At 56.6% G+C, this 15,791-nt stretch carries 8 protein-coding genes; 1 reads left to right on the forward strand and 7 read right to left on the reverse strand.

Features of this window, described 5'->3' with window-relative positions:
- Position 1: 1 nt before the first annotated feature.
- From MHI45_RS10615 to MHI45_RS10645, 7 genes are all read right to left on the reverse strand, one after another.
- Positions 2 to 4,186, reverse strand: coding sequence for a UvrD-helicase domain-containing protein (locus MHI45_RS10615; RefSeq protein WP_341119056.1), 4,185 nt, complete (start codon positions 4,184 to 4,186; stop codon positions 2 to 4).
- Positions 4,183 to 7,704, reverse strand: coding sequence for a helicase-exonuclease AddAB subunit AddB (gene addB / locus MHI45_RS10620; protein ID WP_076109097.1), 3,522 nt, complete (start codon positions 7,702 to 7,704; stop codon positions 4,183 to 4,185). The genes MHI45_RS10615 and addB overlap by 4 nt, the downstream gene beginning before the upstream one ends.
- 244 nt (positions 7,705 to 7,948) lie before the next feature.
- Complete coding sequence (locus MHI45_RS10625) at positions 7,949 to 8,365, reverse strand: hypothetical protein (protein ID WP_076109098.1); 417 nt, start codon at positions 8,363 to 8,365, stop codon at positions 7,949 to 7,951.
- Positions 8,366 to 8,379: 14 nt separating this feature from the next.
- On the reverse strand, positions 8,380 to 10,119 hold the full coding sequence (locus MHI45_RS10630) for an ABC transporter ATP-binding protein (protein ID WP_076109099.1): 1,740 nt from the start codon (positions 10,117 to 10,119) through the stop codon (positions 8,380 to 8,382).
- On the reverse strand, positions 10,103 to 11,917 hold the full coding sequence (locus MHI45_RS10635; protein WP_076109100.1) for an ABC transporter ATP-binding protein: 1,815 nt from the start codon (positions 11,915 to 11,917) through the stop codon (positions 10,103 to 10,105). Before MHI45_RS10635 ends, MHI45_RS10630 begins: the two co-directional genes overlap by 17 nt.
- A gap of 169 nt (positions 11,918 to 12,086) precedes the next feature.
- Positions 12,087 to 13,103 carry a helix-turn-helix domain-containing protein gene (locus MHI45_RS10640; protein ID WP_076109101.1) on the reverse strand — a complete coding sequence of 339 codons (1,017 nt, stop codon included), beginning with the start codon at positions 13,101 to 13,103 and terminating at the stop codon, positions 12,087 to 12,089.
- A 123-nt stretch (positions 13,104 to 13,226) separates the two neighbouring features.
- A complete protein-coding gene (locus MHI45_RS10645; protein WP_076109102.1) occupies positions 13,227 to 14,627 on the reverse strand; it encodes a class I SAM-dependent rRNA methyltransferase in 1,401 nt (466 codons plus the stop codon).
- Positions 14,628 to 14,725: 98 nt separating this feature from the next.
- On the opposite strand from MHI45_RS10645, the gene MHI45_RS10650 reads away from it, so the two are divergent.
- Positions 14,726 to 15,715 (forward strand): Na/Pi cotransporter family protein, encoded by a 990-nt coding sequence (locus MHI45_RS10650; RefSeq protein WP_076109103.1) that lies wholly within the window; start codon positions 14,726 to 14,728, stop codon positions 15,713 to 15,715.
- Positions 15,716 to 15,791: the final 76 nt, after the last annotated feature.

The raw sequence follows: 15,791 nt of genomic DNA on the forward strand, positions 1-15,791 counted from the left end.
TTTATAGTTTCACAGCATGTCCGCCGTCAAAAAAGTACAGCCAAATCTCGCTGACCGGTTCGCCTAAAATATCATTCAGCGCCTTGCTGTACAGCTCCAGCTGAAACCGGTACTTTTCCTTCAGCCCGTCCAGTCCGCCTTCATGCTCCAGCACGGCATCACTTTTATAATCCAGCAGAATCAGCCGTCCCTCCTCGCGGAACAGACAGTCGACCACCCCTTGAATCAGCACTGCTTCGTCAAGCGTCCGGCGGCCGTTTTCCATCGAAAGATTAGACAGCTCTCTATCAAAATAATCAAGTCCCCGGTAGGCTTCGCCTGCCGGAACCATATAACTGAACGGCTGCTCTCTGCGCTTCCATGATGCTCCCAGCAGTCTTTGCCCAAGCTCACCGGCGTAAAAAGCCTCCACTTCGGCAAGGTCAACCGCCTCCGCCTGCTCCCCGTTCAGAATAGCGACCCGGGTCAGGTGCGCCATCACAGCTTCCAGAACAGCACGGTCCACAGGCCCGTCCAGCGGGACATGCTGCATCACCGTATGGTACACCGTTCCACGCTCTGCCTTTGATAAGCCCCGCTTCTCCATAAACTTTGGACGCCGCAAATGGAGACTCTCCGCCAGTGCAGTACTGCGGCCAGACCCGTTACCCCGGCTTGCTGAATACCCTTCTTCGAGCAGGTCATAGGAAGGCTGTTCCTCCATAGACAACATGGCCTTCAGCTCCGTCACCGATGTTTTGGCCGGAATGCCGGATGCTGCCGCGTATGGATACTCCCATTTCAGTCTTCCGGAGATTTCTGTTTCATCCGGTGTTCCTAGTGAACGCAGTGCACTGCCCGTGCGAAGCGCATCCTGAATAAGCTGCCGTTCTTCACCTTTTGCAGCATCCGCCGTGCCGGCAAAAGAACCTGACCCAAGTCCGGAAGCAGCCAGCACAGAGATGCTCCAATTGGATGCATCGCCATGCAGCACCGATGAGACTGTGCCTTCCGCTCCCGCCAGCTTGCGCAGAATAGCTGCGCCGGGATGACGGATCAAAGCGGGACCTACCCAATCCAGATAACTGCGGCCCCGGGCCAGCAGATGGTCGGCCAGCAGCAGTTCCTCGCGCCCCTGCATACCCGTCCAGCCTGAAACGGCACGCGGCAAATCTCTTACAGTGCCGACGAGGATCATTTTGTCTCTCGGGCGGGTTAACCCGACGTAGAGCACCCGCATTTCCTCCGCCAGCAGTTCCAGCCGCGAGCGGCGGTTAATAGCCAGATAGGGGAGAGTCGGATAGCTGACACGCGTCTCCCGCTCCACAAACCGCGGGCCGAAGCCCAGCTCCTTGTGCATCAGAAACGGGGAATACAGATCCTGCCGGTTGAAGGGCTTAGCCATCCCGGCCAGAAAGACAACCGGGAATTCCAGGCCCTTGGATTTATGAATTGTCATGATTCTGACGCCACCGGCTTCCTCGCCGCTTCCCCCGGCAACACCCAGATCGCCGCCGTTCTCCCTCAGCCGGGAGATAAACACCAGGAAGCGGAACAATCCGCGCGCGGAGGTATCCTTCTCGAACTGCACCGCCCGGTCGTACAGTGCTTTGAGATTGTTCTGGCGTTGAAATCCACCGGGTAGTCCGCCCACCCATTCCAGATAGCCGCTCTCGCCGTAGATGCGCCAGATCAACGCACTGAGACTGCCCTGACGGGCTGCATTTCTCCAACCCTCCAATAATGCTGTGAAAGCTTGCAGCTTCTTCCGCAGTGCAGGCGGAATCTGTGATACCGCTGCTTCATCGGCTCCCCATCCGGCGCCGCCTAATTGCAGCGCACCGGTTGCACCACCGGATTCAAATTCTTCTGCGGAAGCTGCAGAAACGTTATTAAGGGGGGATACAGCCGCAGCAACCTCAGCCGCAGCAGTAAGCTCCTGTTCGGCCATAATGACTTCACCGGTACTGCCCGCAGCCGAGTCACCTGCAGCCGCCATCAGGGCATCATAGAAAGAACCCTGGCTGCATAGACGAACCATTGCCAGCTCTTCCTCACTTAAATTGACTACAGGTGAGCGCAGCACCCCCGCCAGCGGAATATCCTGACGGGGATTATCCACTACTTGCAGCAGCGACAAGGCAATTTCCACTTCCGTTGCCTGGAAATACCCCTTGTTCTGATCGCCGTAGGCCGGAATGCCTTCCAGGCGGAGCTCCTCAATCATCAGCGGTGTCCATATCCGCGCAGAACGCAGCAAAATAACGATGTCGCCGTACACTACAGGACGCATGCTACGCAAGGACTTGTCATAGATAAGCAGCGGCGCGCCACCGGTCATCCCGGTCATCTGCGAGATGCGCCGGGCAATGGCCCGCGCTTCCAGCTGCGCCGTCTCGCTCTCGATGGCTTCGCTCTCCTGGGGAGGAAGCTCCCCGTCTTCAGCGGCTTCCTCCATGCGGCCCGCCGGTGCAGTCCCCCGGTCAATCAGCAGCAGCTCCGGCGCGAAATAAGTATCCGGCCGGTTCTCCTCCGCTCCCGGGAAATTCGCCCCGTAGACCAGTTCGGCACGCTCATCGTAGCTGATCTCTGCAACGGTCCTGTTCATGATCTGGCGGAAAATCATATTGACGGCATTCACAACTTCCATCCGGCTGCGGAAATTACGCGCCAGATCGATCACCGAGCCCCGGGCAGCAGCTGCTCCGCCCTGCTCTTTCTCATCTCCGAGAATCCCCTCTCGGCCAGCCCCGTTATTTGACGCACCAAAGCTGAGATACTTGTCCAGAAACAACCCCGGCTCCGCCAGGCGGAAGCGGTAAATACTCTGCTTCATGTCGCCGACCATAAACCGGTTGCCCGGCGATTCGCGGGAGATAAGCCGCACGATCTCTTCCTGTACGCTGTTCGTATCCTGGTATTCATCCAGCAGTACCTCATCGAACTGCCCGCGGTATTCCATTGCCGCATCCGATGGCAGCGAATGGCCCGGTGCAGAATCAGGATGGCGCAGAATCTGCAGGCAGTAATGCTCCAGATCGCTGAAATCGACCAGACCGCGGCCTGCTTTCTCAATCCGGTAACGTTCACCGAACTCGATGACCGTCTCAGCGAGCTCCTGCATCAGCGGAGCCGCCTCATGCAGCTCCGCCAGAAAAACCTCGGCTGGACGCCCAAACAGTGATTTTTGCAGCTCCAGCAGGCTCTTCTTCACATTGTCCCGCAGCTCCTTGACCGTCTCCTGGAGTCCTGGGTCAGTTGCATCCTTCTTGCAAGCCTTAAGCTTGCCAAAGGAAATCTCTATGAATATATTATAGAGCTCTGCCCAGGGTTTATTTAACAGATCATCCTGCAGCGCCCGGACCATTTCCAGATCCGCAGTCAGATTCTCCGCATAGGGAGCCGGTCCGCCGGGCTGCAAGGCGATTTCATGCCCCTGAATAAGCTGGCTGGCCGCGCCGTCCAGCGTAAGCTTCGCCTCGGCAAGAATGCTCTGCACCCAAGCCGTACGGCTCAGAGCTTCCGTGTCCGGCAGCGAGAAATCAGCCGCAGTATCCCTCAGCCACTGTGCCGGCCAGGGATGGCTGCGGGCAAAATCATGCAGCCGCTGGACCAGCGCATGCACCGCATCATCGGTACGCTCGCCGCTGAACCAGTCTGCAAGCTTTACGAAAATGCCATCTTCTCCGTCTTCAGAGACCTCGCCGTATTTCTCTTCCAGCAGCTCCTCCAGCAGCTCTTGGCGCATCATCTCCGCCTCGTGCTCATTCAGAATCCGAAATCCGGGGTCAATGGGGATCTGCTGATAATAACGCCGGATGACTTCCAGACAAAAGGAATGCAGGGTCGTGATCGACGCTCTCCCCAGCAAGGCAAGCTGGCGGCGCAAGTAGTCATTGTCCGCTGCACCGCCCTCTTCCGCCCCCTCTTGCTCCTCTAGCTTCCGCTCCAGTGCCTCGCGGATCCGCTGCCGCATCTCAGAGGCTGCTGCCTTCGTGAAGGTGGCCACCAGCAGCCGGTCCACGCTGAAGCCGTTCTCCTCATTACTGATCTTGCGGATAATCCGCTCGACCAGTACGGCTGTTTTGCCGGAGCCTGCCGCTGCCGCAACCAGAATATCATCGCCGCTCTCGGCAATAGCGCGCCATTGATCATCGCTCCACAGGCTGCCTTCCGGCTTGGCCTCTATTTCAGCTCTAATACTCACGGCTTCTCTCCTCCTTTATGGGACAGCAGATCCCAAATCACGTCTTTGCCCGGCTTTGCAAGATTGTTATAGCCATTGCCCTCCACAGCCTCGTCAAACTGGCATACCGGCCGGAAGGAACAGAACGTGCAGGCTGTTTCCTGCTGAATCCGGTATGGCTGGATCGCCACATCGCCTTCCGTAATCCGCGTCCCGATATCGGAAATATTGCTCCGCACCGAGGACAGCAAATGCCCCCACTGCTCAGGCGTGGCTACAGAGGCGCTGCTGTAAAAGCTGCCGTCGCTCTTCAGCGCTACCGGCACAATTGAGGAATGCCCTTTATCGAGCGTAGTATCCATTAGTGAAACGACCTCACGGTCCGCAGTCAGCAGACCCTTCATTTTGAACCGTTTCAGAAGCTCCTGCTCCGCCTGCTCACGGTTCAACCCGTTTGGCGACGAAAGCAGCGGATCATGCACATGGAAATACAGGGTTCCTGCCGGAAGCGCAGCCTTGCCCAGCCACTGCTCGGAATAGGTGAGCAGCACATCGAGATAAGTCAGCATCTGCAGCGACAGCCCATAGTACACCTCATGCAGCTTAAGATCCTTCTGGCTTGATTTATAGTCAATAACCCGCAACAGAACTCCATGCTCTCCTTCGGCCATATCGACACGGTCAATCCGGCCCACCACCTCCATTACACAGCCGTTAGGCAATGTAATTCTCAGCGGCGGGAGATCTTTACCCGGGCCAAAGTCCAGCTCCAGCCCCACCGGCTCGAAGCTGCCCCGGCGGGCATGCTCGCCGAGGATCACGGAAGCGCGGCCGACAATATTCTTCAGTTTGCGGGAAATGTATCCGTAGCGTTTGCTGCTCATCAGAATTTCGCCCTGCAGGAGCGGTGACAGCTTGTCTACTGTCTCTCCGGCTTCCCGGCGGCATTCCTCAGCCGTCAAGCTCCCCCAGCCGCGGCCCTGCTCCTGCAGCCGCTTGGCCATATCGCTTAGCGCGGCATGGAAGAGCTGTCCAATGTCCGGCGCCTGCAGCTTATAGAGCTGGCGTTCTTTCAGCCTTAAGCCGTATGAAGCAAAATGGGAGAAGGAGCAGGCAACGAATTTCTCCATACGCGACACGCTGCCGCGCAGTGTTCTGCCTCCGTATAGACGGAGGCTGGTCTCCCGCTTAAGCGGAATGCCGTCATTGCGGTAGAACAGCGAACCCAGCAGCTGCTGCAGCTTCGGACTCCAATGCTCATCCTCCGCGAACCAGTTATAGACATCCCACCACAGTCCGGGGATTTCCACTCCCTGCCGCCACTGGCGCAGCTGCATGATCAGCATGCGCAGGCTTTGTCCGGGATGCCCCACAAAGCCCAGATGCAAAGCTTCACCTGCATCGGCTTCGTCAGGAGATACCGCTGCGGGGAACCCGGAAAGGGACCGTTCTTGCAAAGCATCCGGGAACATGCCATGCAGCTGGCGGATGATTTCCGAAGGCAGCAGCGCTTTGCCCTCATCATCGGCTGTGGCATAGCTGATCCACAGTCTGGTGCTTGCCGTTGTCAGCGCGCCATAGATCAGGAAGCGCTCATCGAGCAGCTTGCGCGAGGATCCCGGAGCCAGCTCCATTCCGCTGTTCTCCAGCAGCAGCCGTTCTCCCTCGGACAGGATGCCATCCTCTTTGAACTGTGCAGGGACAACCCCTTCGTTGAATCCCAGCAGGAAAGCATATTTTACACCTGAAACCCTCGTCCGGTCCATGCTTCCGACCAGCACCTGATCCAGGGCAGGCGGAACCAAACCCATCTTAAGCTCGCTGAGTCCGGTCTCCAGCACCCCGGCAAACAGCTCAAATTCCATTCTCTCCGATCCCATCATTTCCGCGATCTGATCCAGCAAATCGAGCACTGCATCCCATAGCTGGCTGTGTTCCCGCGCACGTTCCGGCTGTCCCAGCTCAAGTGCCTCTCTGCTCAGCTTCTCCAGCTTCCGGGCGGTATCCGACTCCCGGAGCAGCAGGTACACCGCTGTACATAGCTCCAGACCACTGCGGCTCTTCTTGACTCTTTTCTCAAAAGCATACAGCGGACCGGTAATGCACTCCCGGCACCGCTCCATTTTCAGAAGCAGCTCCTCATCCACAATCCGGCTGCCTTCCAGCGAAAGACTGGGGATTCCTTTCCAGGAACGTCCGTCGGTCCAGCGGTATCCATGGATGCCGCAGGCCAGCACATAATTCTCCAGCGCGTCCATATCCTCGCGGGTAATACTGCCGTCAAGCGGAAGCAGAAGCTCGGTCTTCACACAGCGGAACACATCCTCATACCGCCAGCGGCGACGCACCACATCAAGTGCGGACCGTACAAATTCCACCAGCGGATGATGCAGCTCATTCACCTTCTGGTCCAGGAAGAACGGGACGCCATAGTCTTGAAACAACGGGGTAATCAGCTGCTCATAATCTGAAATGTTGCGCATGAATACAGCCATCTCGCCGTACTCCGCCCCTTCATCCCGGGCCAGCCTGATCATTTCACGCAGCGCGCCCTCGACCTCTGTTCTATGCGAAACTGCAGCGCTGATCGTGATGGCTTCCGCAGCCTGCCCGGTATCGCCGCTCCAGCGGCTGCGGCGGTGAAATCCGCGCTCCAGGTGGGCCAAGGCCGGACTTCCGGCGAAACGCGGAAGCACAGGCGGCGCCAGCAGCTCGTCCCAGACCGCAAGGCCCAGCTCTTCGGCCATCCCGCGCAGCTTGATATACGTAACTGCGGAGGGGTGAAACAACTCCAGTTCATGCGGCTGCAGCCCCGTTGGATAAATCCGGTCAAGCGTAAGGGCCACTGTCACCCTTGATGCATGCTGCATCAGTTCGCGCAGCACCATAAATTCCTGCGGGGTAAAACCATGGAACCCGTCTACCCAGATCTCGGCTTCTCTTATGTAAGAGGAATCCGCAATATGCTCCGCCAGTTCAGCCAGCCGGTCTTCCTGATCTATATACAGCTGTGACATTTCCTGCTCCAACTCGCTGAATACGATATGCAGATCATCCAGCTTGCCGGCCAGAATCGGACTGCTTCCTATGGCCTCACGCATTCTTGCCAGCTGTTCTTCCAGATCGGAAGCACCCAGGCAGCAGCGCTTCAGCTCGGTATGCAGTGCACTGAGCCGTTCCACAAAGCCCGGTCTCTCGCTTGAAGCGCCGAACAGCTTCAGTTCTTCCTTGCGGCGGTTGACGATCTTGTATATCAGCATTTTTTTGCCTTCTTCGCTGATGGGCAGACTGGCGCTGCCCCCGGTCTCCTGCTTCACCCGGAATGCAAGCCGCGAGAAGCTCAAGGTCTGGGCCCGGATGCTGCCCTTCACGCTGCCTGCTGCCAGCAGGCCTCTCTCCGCCCCGAACGAGCCCTGCTCCGGAACAAGTACAATGATCGGTGCGCCCAGCGGCTCAGACTCCAGCTTTGAGGATACCGTTTCCCATATTCTTGTTGTCTTGCCGCTGCCCGAGCGGCCTATCAAAAAGTTTACCGTCATTGCAGTAGACTCCTTCCGTGGCCAAATCTATGAATACAACCGGTATCAATTTTCTAAACCCAGTTGATGAATCCGTCCCAACATTATAGCATATCTCTTCCAAACGGAACATACGTTTGCCATTGTTTTCAAGTTTCAGCGGATGGATATCCGCATGTACAGCACAAAGAGACTGCCGCGTTTTTAAGCTGCGGCAGTCTCTTGATCATTCACAGTAATATTCACAAATAAGCATGGTCCAGCTTCACTTCCTGCTGCCCTCCCCTTTCTTCATCAGCAGCGGTTCCAGCCACCGGGCCGCCTCTTCTTGGGAGGAGAACGCCCCTCCCGGACAGCCATACATTCTTTTGGTGGACAATGCGGTCACCGGCTTATACAAGGCAAGCAGCATGGCATTTCCCATTACTATGGCAATACCTACGCACAGGCGGGAGATTTCGTCCTTATGGGCCTTGCACCAGTCCATGTACAGCTTCGCCGAGTCACGCGGAGGACGTTCACTGCGTTCTCCCTGCTGCTGCATCAGCAGCCCGAAAGGCACTTTTCGCTCCAGCAGCTTCTCCCAATAAAGGATATACTCCTCCACCGTCTCCCGGCCAAAATCACTCCCAAGATTAATGCTTACAAGCGGCCAACCAGACTCATCTATCGATAGGCTCATTTCCCTTCCCCCTGTTACGATGATATGCGGAACCCGCCTGATTGCTGCTGCAGCTTCCATAGACGGGCATACAGCCCCTCCGAGGCCAGCAATGCCTCATGGCGTCCCTGCTCAGCCAGTCTTCCTTCTTCAAGTACGATAATGTTATCCGCGCCGCGGACCGTTTTGAGCCGGTGGGCAATAACGACGACCGTCCGCCCCTGGATCAAGGCATCAATGGCCTGCTGGATTTCGGCTTCGTTCTGCGGGTCCAGTGAGGCAGTCGCTTCATCCAGCAGTACAAGCGGAGCATCCTTGAGAATGGCGCGGGCAATCGAGATCCGCTGCTTCTCCCCACCGGACAGCGTACTCCCGCCTTCACCTACCGGGGTGTCATAACCCATGGGCAGCTTCATGATGAAATCATGGCAGCGCGCCGTTTCCGCCGCCCGCCGGATCTCTTCATGAGAAGCCTCTGGCCGGCCGAAGGCAATGTTATTGCCAATCGTATCCTGGAACAGATACACATCCTGGAAGACCACAGATACCGCCTTCAGTAAATGCTCCGGCTCTATCTCACTGAGCTTTCGTCCTCCAAGCGTGATATGGCCCTCATTCGGATCATAGAACCGCGAGATTAGGCGAAGCACAGTGCTTTTGCCGCTGCCTGAGGGCCCGACAATAGCTGTCAGCGATCCCTGGGGCAGCACAATGCTCAAATCCTTCAGCACCGGTTCACCGCCATAGCCAAAGGTTACATTCCGGAAGGTTATGTCGCCGTTCTGCGGCAGCGGTGCGGATTCTCCAGTCATGAACGGTTCGTTCAGCAGATCAACGATACGGCCGCCTGCCTGTTCGTTGTAGCGGAATTCCGCATAGTTCGCCAGTGCGTTCGTCAACGGATCATAGATTCGGGTGCCGACGACCAGGAACACGGCAAATTGCAGCACGCCAAGCTCGCCGCCGAGCAGCAGATGTACACCGATATAGACCATCAGCGGCAGTCCGGCTCTTAGAAGGCCCATGGCAGTCAAGATCACCGGCCCGAAGATTCCCTCAAGCCTGATGCTTTCTTTCATTAGAGTCTTGAAGGAGTGCTCCAGACGGACAAAACGCTGGCCTGTCAGATTATAAGCCTTCATCACGCGGATGCCGTTCAAATATTCCTGCAGCCGGTTGGCGGCGTTCAGCTTGGCCCGCATATGCGAGGCTCCAAGCCTGCGTCTTAGGCGAGAAGACAGAATCATCATCAGAAGGGCGAACGGAAGTGCGGCGAACATGGCCAGAGCCATGCGAAAGTCCAGCATAAGCATGCCGGACAGGGCGAATAGCGGCAGTACAAAGGCACCGGCGAGCTGCGGCAGCAGATGGGAGATGCCGGTCTCCACCAGCGTAAAGTCGCCCATGATCATATTGGCGAGATCGCCGGGGTCCCGGCGTGTCAGATAGCCAAGCGGAAGCTTGCGCAGATGTTCGGCCAGTTCTGCCCGGCCCTGTGCAGCCACGTTGTAGGCTCCCCGGTATGCCGAGCGGTAAGCGGGAATCTCACTGAGGAACATCAGCACTGCCGTGGCCGCAAGTCCGCCGCAAATCCACCATAGCCGCTCTGTCTGCAGCACCATCCCGGGAGAAATGTACGGCTCGAAAATAAGCCGGACCGCTTCAATAATAAGCGCAAACGGAAAAACGGCAGCCAAATTACTGAGCAGCGAATACAGCACTGGTTTTAGCAACTGGCGCGGATTACCCGCAGTAATATTATGCAGTACCTTCATGTTCCAAGCCTCCCTTTTCCATCACCCATTCTCCTGCACCGGTATAAGCCCGCCACATGTCCGCATAGAGGCCGTTCTGCGAGAGCAGCCCCTCATGCTTGCCCTGCTCAGCAATCTGTCCGTCCCGCAGCACCAGAATCTGCCCGGCTTCACGGATCGAGGATAGTCTATGGGCAATGACAATGACCGTCTTGCCGCGCATCAGCTCAGTAAGCGCAAGCTGCATCTGATGCTCATTCTCCGGATCGGCAAAAGCAGTCGCTTCATCAAGCACCAGCACCGGCGAATTTTTAAGAATGGCCCGCGCCACCGCAATTCGCTGTTCTTCTCCACCTGAGAGGTATACCCCGCCTTCGCCGATCAGCGTATCGTAGCCCTGCGGCAGGCGTGTAATAAAATCGTCGCACTGGGCCGCTCTAGCTGCAGCTTCGACCTCATGCCTTGAAGCTCCCGGTTTGCCGACGGCAATGTTCTCGTATAGCGTGTCGTAGAACAGGAAGGATTCCTGGAACACAAAAGCCACTGTGTCCATCAGTTCACGAACTGCCATATGCCGGATGTCCACGCCGCCGATGCGAATATTCCCTTCCTGCGGGTCCCAGAACCGCGGCACCAGACTCGCCACCGTGGATTTGCCCGAACCGGATGGTCCGACCAGTGCCGTTACCTGCCCCTGCTCTGCCCGAAAGGAAATATGACTCAGCGCAGCAGCAGCTTCCCCGCTCTCATCATACGTAAAGCTCACATTGGAAAACTCGATCTCAAAACTGCCTGGAGACTCCGGCGACAGAGGTTCCGGTACCGGCTGCTGTGCCAGCAGCTCGTCCATTCTCCGCACGCCTTCGCCGATATCACGGGTGCTGGAGGCCAGCGCGAGCAGCTTGTACAGCGGGGCTGAAATGCCCGGCGCCATAATCAGAAAGAACAGCAGCACCGCGGCTGTCGACCTATTGTCCGGCTCCCGGCTCAGCAGGTAGACGCCAACGGGCAGGATGAAGAGAAACAAGGAAGCCAGCAATGTTTTGAAGGTGATGTAACCGTTCTGGAAACGGTCTGTGTACTCCAGGCAGTAATCCCGGTAGCTGACCATATCGCGGTAAAATTTGCGGAAGGAGTGGACCGTCTGGCCGAACACCTTGACAGCAGGCATCCCCCGCACATATTGCACAGCAGATGCATTGATGTTCTCCAGCGACTGATGATACTGCTTCACACTGGCCTGCCCCCTGCTGCTGGTCATCAGAACCGCCTGCAGAATGATCCCGAGCAGAACCGGAAGCAGACAAGCGGCCGCCAGCGGCGGGCTGAGCCAGAACATCACCCCAAGCATCAGTATTGTAGTTGCCATTGCGCTGACAATATCGGGAAGCTGATGGGCGATGAAGTTCTCCACCTTATCTACATTTTGCTCCAGCGTTTTTTTGACAGCGCCGGTCGATGTCCCGTTCAAGTAACCCAGCGGAAGCCTGCCGAGATGTTCCGTCATAGTGATCCGCAGCTGATACTGAATGCGGAAAGCGGCCACATGCGAGCACATGATCCCGCAATAGGAAGTGATCAACCCAAGAATCAGCCCGCCAAGTGCAGCAAGTCCCCAGAAAATAACAGCCTGTCTGTCTATCCCTCCGGGGGAAGCTGCATGGCGCAACAGCTCAGCGAGAATAAAATAAACCGAAATGAAGGGAACGAGCATCAGCACGGCGCTGGTGGATGACAGCAACCCTGACAGGAGCAGAAGCCCTTTTTTCTCTCCGGCAATTTCCAGTAATCTAGGTATACCCGTCTTGCTCTTACCCATAGCTCTTTCCTCCGTTCTATAAATGGACGCACAAAAAAAGTGCACTGAGAATGATTCTCTGTGCACAAGTGTAGAAGAAAAACCAAGCCCTTCTCTACTGCTTCCGGGATTATTTATGCTCAAAAAAGGATCGTATCGCTACCGTGCTTCGATCCACCCGCAAACGCAGCTACAACTGCTCCGCTGAGCTTCTCCTGCTGTTCATGGCATATTCCCCGGGGCGGACGCCGTATTTCTTGCGGAAGGCTGCTGCAAAATGGCTGACATTTCCATAGCCCACCTGCGAAGCCGCTTCACTGACACTTAGCCTGTCGTGGCACAGCAAATGATACGCCCGCTGCAGCCGCTGCTCAATCACATAGGCATGAACCGTGGTCCCGAACATATCTTTAAAGCCCTTTTTCAGTTTGAATTCATTGAGACAGATACTGCGTGACAGTCCGGCCAGTGTTGGCGGATACGCATAATCCCGCTGCAACATTTCTTTTGCCAGATGGAGACTCCGCATATCATCCTTGGACAGCTTTACTGTTAACGGCACCTTATCGGCTTCATAAAATACCTCGTTGAGATAGACCGCGAACAGCTCCAGCATTTTCCCTTCCAAATAAAGCTCCCGCATTCCCTGCCCGTACGAGCATTCGGAAATTTGCGCAAGGATCATTCGTATCGATGCGGTAAGCTTATGCTTAGTAAAAAATGCCTCTACTCCTATTCCGCACCGCTGCCGGTCAGCCCCGCTCATCCCTTCGGTCATCCGCCCGAATTGTTCAGGGCTCATATCTATGCTCAGGAAGCGGTAAGCGGCGTTCTCGATATACCGGCAGTTCTCCGCTCTTCCACCCCCATGCAACAGCGCGATCTCACCCGTTTCAATTCCAAAGGTACTGCCTTTAAGCGAGGTCCCCCATTCAATCCCTTCGCCAAGGCAAAAAATCAGCTCTGTCCGCGGAACTCTGAATTCTCCACTGGCTTCAATGTTCCGGTGGAAGGTGAGGTTGAAGTCGGTCATCTGAATCCGGCCCTGTGACAGCAGGCTCCGGCAGCTGCCCTTGCCAAGCTCTTCCGGCGGCCTGATCTCGAAATGGCTTCCATCCAGTTGATATGTATATTGATACCCGTCACATTCCAGCGTTTTGCAGGCATCAATTCTTTCTGCATCTTTATTCGAAATGTTATTTCCCATTATGATCCTCGCCCCCTGCTATAGTTATTATAGCTTTTATTGAGAATGATTATCAATGAAAAAAAAGAAAAAAAGAGCCTCTTTACAGAGACTCCCGCAGAGCTGGCCTAGGGGCCGGGGTCGTTATTTCTTGCTGCGCACTTCGAATATGGCAAATTTCAGATAATGCCCTTCGTCGACACCGAGAATTTGCGGATGGTCTTTCCCTGCGGCCCGCCATTCAATCAGTCTCAGGACCTTCCCAGCATCCTTCGCCGCTTCGGCAATGGTATCCAGAAACAGTTGCGGCTGCATGTGATAGGAGCAGCTTGCCGTCACCAAATAACCGCCCTCATTGACCAGCTTCATGCCGTGCAGGTTAATATCCTTGTAACCACGGCAGGCACCGGCAACAGCACTTTTGGTTTTGGCAAACGCCGGAGGATCCAGAATGACGACATCCCATGTGCGTCCGCCGCCAGCAGTCATCGGCTTCGCCGTATCGGCCTTAGCCGCCGGCTTGGCTACCGACTTAGCTTCTCCTGCACCTGTTGCCCGCTCCGTCCGCTCTTCCAGCCCTTTGACCTGATTGCGCAGAAAAGCAAAAGCATCATCCACCACAAATTCCACACGGTCCGTGAATCCGTTCAGTTCCACATTGGCCTTGGCGCTTTCGATCGCGTGGGCGGATACGTCGAGGCAGGTAACCTTTTTGGCTCCGTATTTACAGGCATGCAGTGTGAAGCTGCCCGTATGCGCGAAGCATTCCAGCACTGTCGCACCGTCCCAATACGGGAAGGTGACCGGCTTGCCGCTTTTGTTCACCGGCAGGGTCTGGACCAGACCTTCTTCCGTCTCGATCTCCTGCAGCGTAATTCCGCTGCGGCCGCCCCAGCCTTTAATCAGCGGAGCGATGGAAGCTCTATTCTCCCGCTGGTCGAAGAAATAGCCCGTCTTCTGGCCTTCCTCGATATCCACGATTACCTTCAGACCGTTCTCGCTTACAGTAATGTGGCGCGGACATTCCCCGTAGAGCACTCCGGTTCTTTGCTCCAAGCCTTCCAGCTCCCGTACACTAACATCACTCCGCTCATAAATCCCGCGTGGATTCATCACCTGTACTAGTGCTTCCACGATCTCGGCGCGGCGCAGATCCATGCCCAGCGTCAAGAGCTGAACGACAAGAATCTCGCCGAAACGGTCAACAATCAGGCCGGGCAGAAAATCAGCTTCGCCGTACACAAGCCGGTACGCGTCTGCTTCCGGCAGAAAACGTTCCCGATGCTGCAGGCAGCTTGAGAACCGCTCTGCGAAAAAGGCCGTATCCATGACGGCCAGAAAACTCTGGGAGAGAATTCTCACCCGGATTTGCGAAGCCGGATTATAATAACCTGCACCCAAAAAACGCCCCTGGTGATTAAGCACATCCACCAATCCGCCTGCCTGCGGATCTCCATCCACCGAGGCCACCTCGCTGGCGTAGACCCACGGATGACCCTGCTCCAGTCTTTTCTTGCGGTTTCGTTCCAGAATAACCGATGCCAATGACTTCAACTCCCTGTTCGTGTTAATGATTTCATACATGTCCACTGCAATGCTTTCATATATTGGTGTACAACCCCCGTTCAAAGGAGCCTGTCCTTATGATCCGTGACCTGCTGTTCCCTATTATATATGGTCTAGTTATCTTTCTTGCCGGCATGAAGCTTATGGAAGCCGCGCTGTCGCGGCTTGCTGGACCCCTGCTATCCCGAGGCCTGCATAAGGCCACATCTACGCCAGTAAAAGGCCTCATAGCCAGCAGCCTGCTGTCGGCACTGCTGCAGAGCAGTACTGCCGTCACGGTGCTGACCATCGGCATGGTTAATGCCGGCCTGCTTACGTATGCCCGGACCCTGGGCATCATTCTCGGCAGCAACATTGGCACCTGCTTAACCACCGAGCTGATTGGACTGCAGATCAGCACGATGGCCACGCCGCTGCTGGCTGCCTCGCTCTGCGTCTGGGCCGCGGCAGTCATGATCGGCGAACTGCCGCCCTACTCATGGCGGGCAGCGGGAGCCTGCCGTAAATTCTCCGGGCCGCTCCAGTTCATCAGCCTCGCGGTGGCCGGCTTCGCGCTTGTCCTGTGGGGCATCGCCGTCATGCAGTCGATCAGCCCCGCGCTGCAAGCCAGCGGACTGTTCCGCTGGTTCCTTGGCCATGCTGCCACAAGCGCTCTCTGGGGGCTTGCCGCCGGAGCCTGTCTGACCGCAATGCTGCACAGCAGCGCGGCGGTCATCGGGATGGCGATGGGCCTGGCTTCCACCGGCGTGATGCCGCCGGAGCTGGGCATCGCCATCGTGCTTGGCGCAAATGTCGGCACCTGTGTCACCGCCGTAATTGCCGCAATCGGCGGCTCGCCTTCCGGGGTATTCGTCGCCTGGTCGCATGTGGCGCTCAACGTCGGCGGCGCACTGCTGTTCCTGCCCTTTATAGGGCCGCTGCAGAGCCTCGCCGCCTGGATCGGCGGCGGTCCCGCCGCACAGCTCGCCCATGCCCAGACGATCTTCAATGTGGCCTGCTCGCTTGGGGCATTGCCGCTATGCTACCTGCCGCTATGGTCCAGGCTGGAGCAGCGGCTCCAAACATAAAGCGCCTCATGGGGATCAGCTTCAGCTATGGCTTCAGGACGTATTCAATCGCTGTATTATTATACTTCAATCGGCC

Origin of the sequence: Paenibacillus sp. FSL H3-0321 (assembly GCF_038002865.1) — a bacterium.
In the GTDB taxonomy this organism is placed as follows: Bacteria; Bacillota; Bacilli; order Paenibacillales; family Paenibacillaceae; genus Paenibacillus_AQ.

What these genes read in the sequence shown, in the direction of transcription:
- MHI45_RS10635 (WP_076109100.1), bottom strand. Translation starts at nt 11,917, where the DNA reads ATGGGTAAGAGCAAGACGGGTATACCTAGATTACTGGAAATTGCCGGA.
- MHI45_RS10630 (WP_076109099.1), bottom strand. Translation starts at nt 10,119, where the DNA reads ATGAAGGTACTGCATAATATTACTGCGGGTAATCCGCGCCAGTTGCTA.
- MHI45_RS10650 (WP_076109103.1), top strand. Translation starts at nt 14,726, where the DNA reads ATGATCCGTGACCTGCTGTTCCCTATTATATATGGTCTAGTTATCTTT.
- MHI45_RS10640 (WP_076109101.1), bottom strand. Translation starts at nt 13,103, where the DNA reads ATGGGAAATAACATTTCGAATAAAGATGCAGAAAGAATTGATGCCTGC.
- addB (WP_076109097.1), bottom strand. Translation starts at nt 7,704, where the DNA reads ATGACGGTAAACTTTTTGATAGGCCGCTCGGGCAGCGGCAAGACAACA.
- MHI45_RS10625 (WP_076109098.1), bottom strand. Translation starts at nt 8,365, where the DNA reads ATGAGCCTATCGATAGATGAGTCTGGTTGGCCGCTTGTAAGCATTAAT.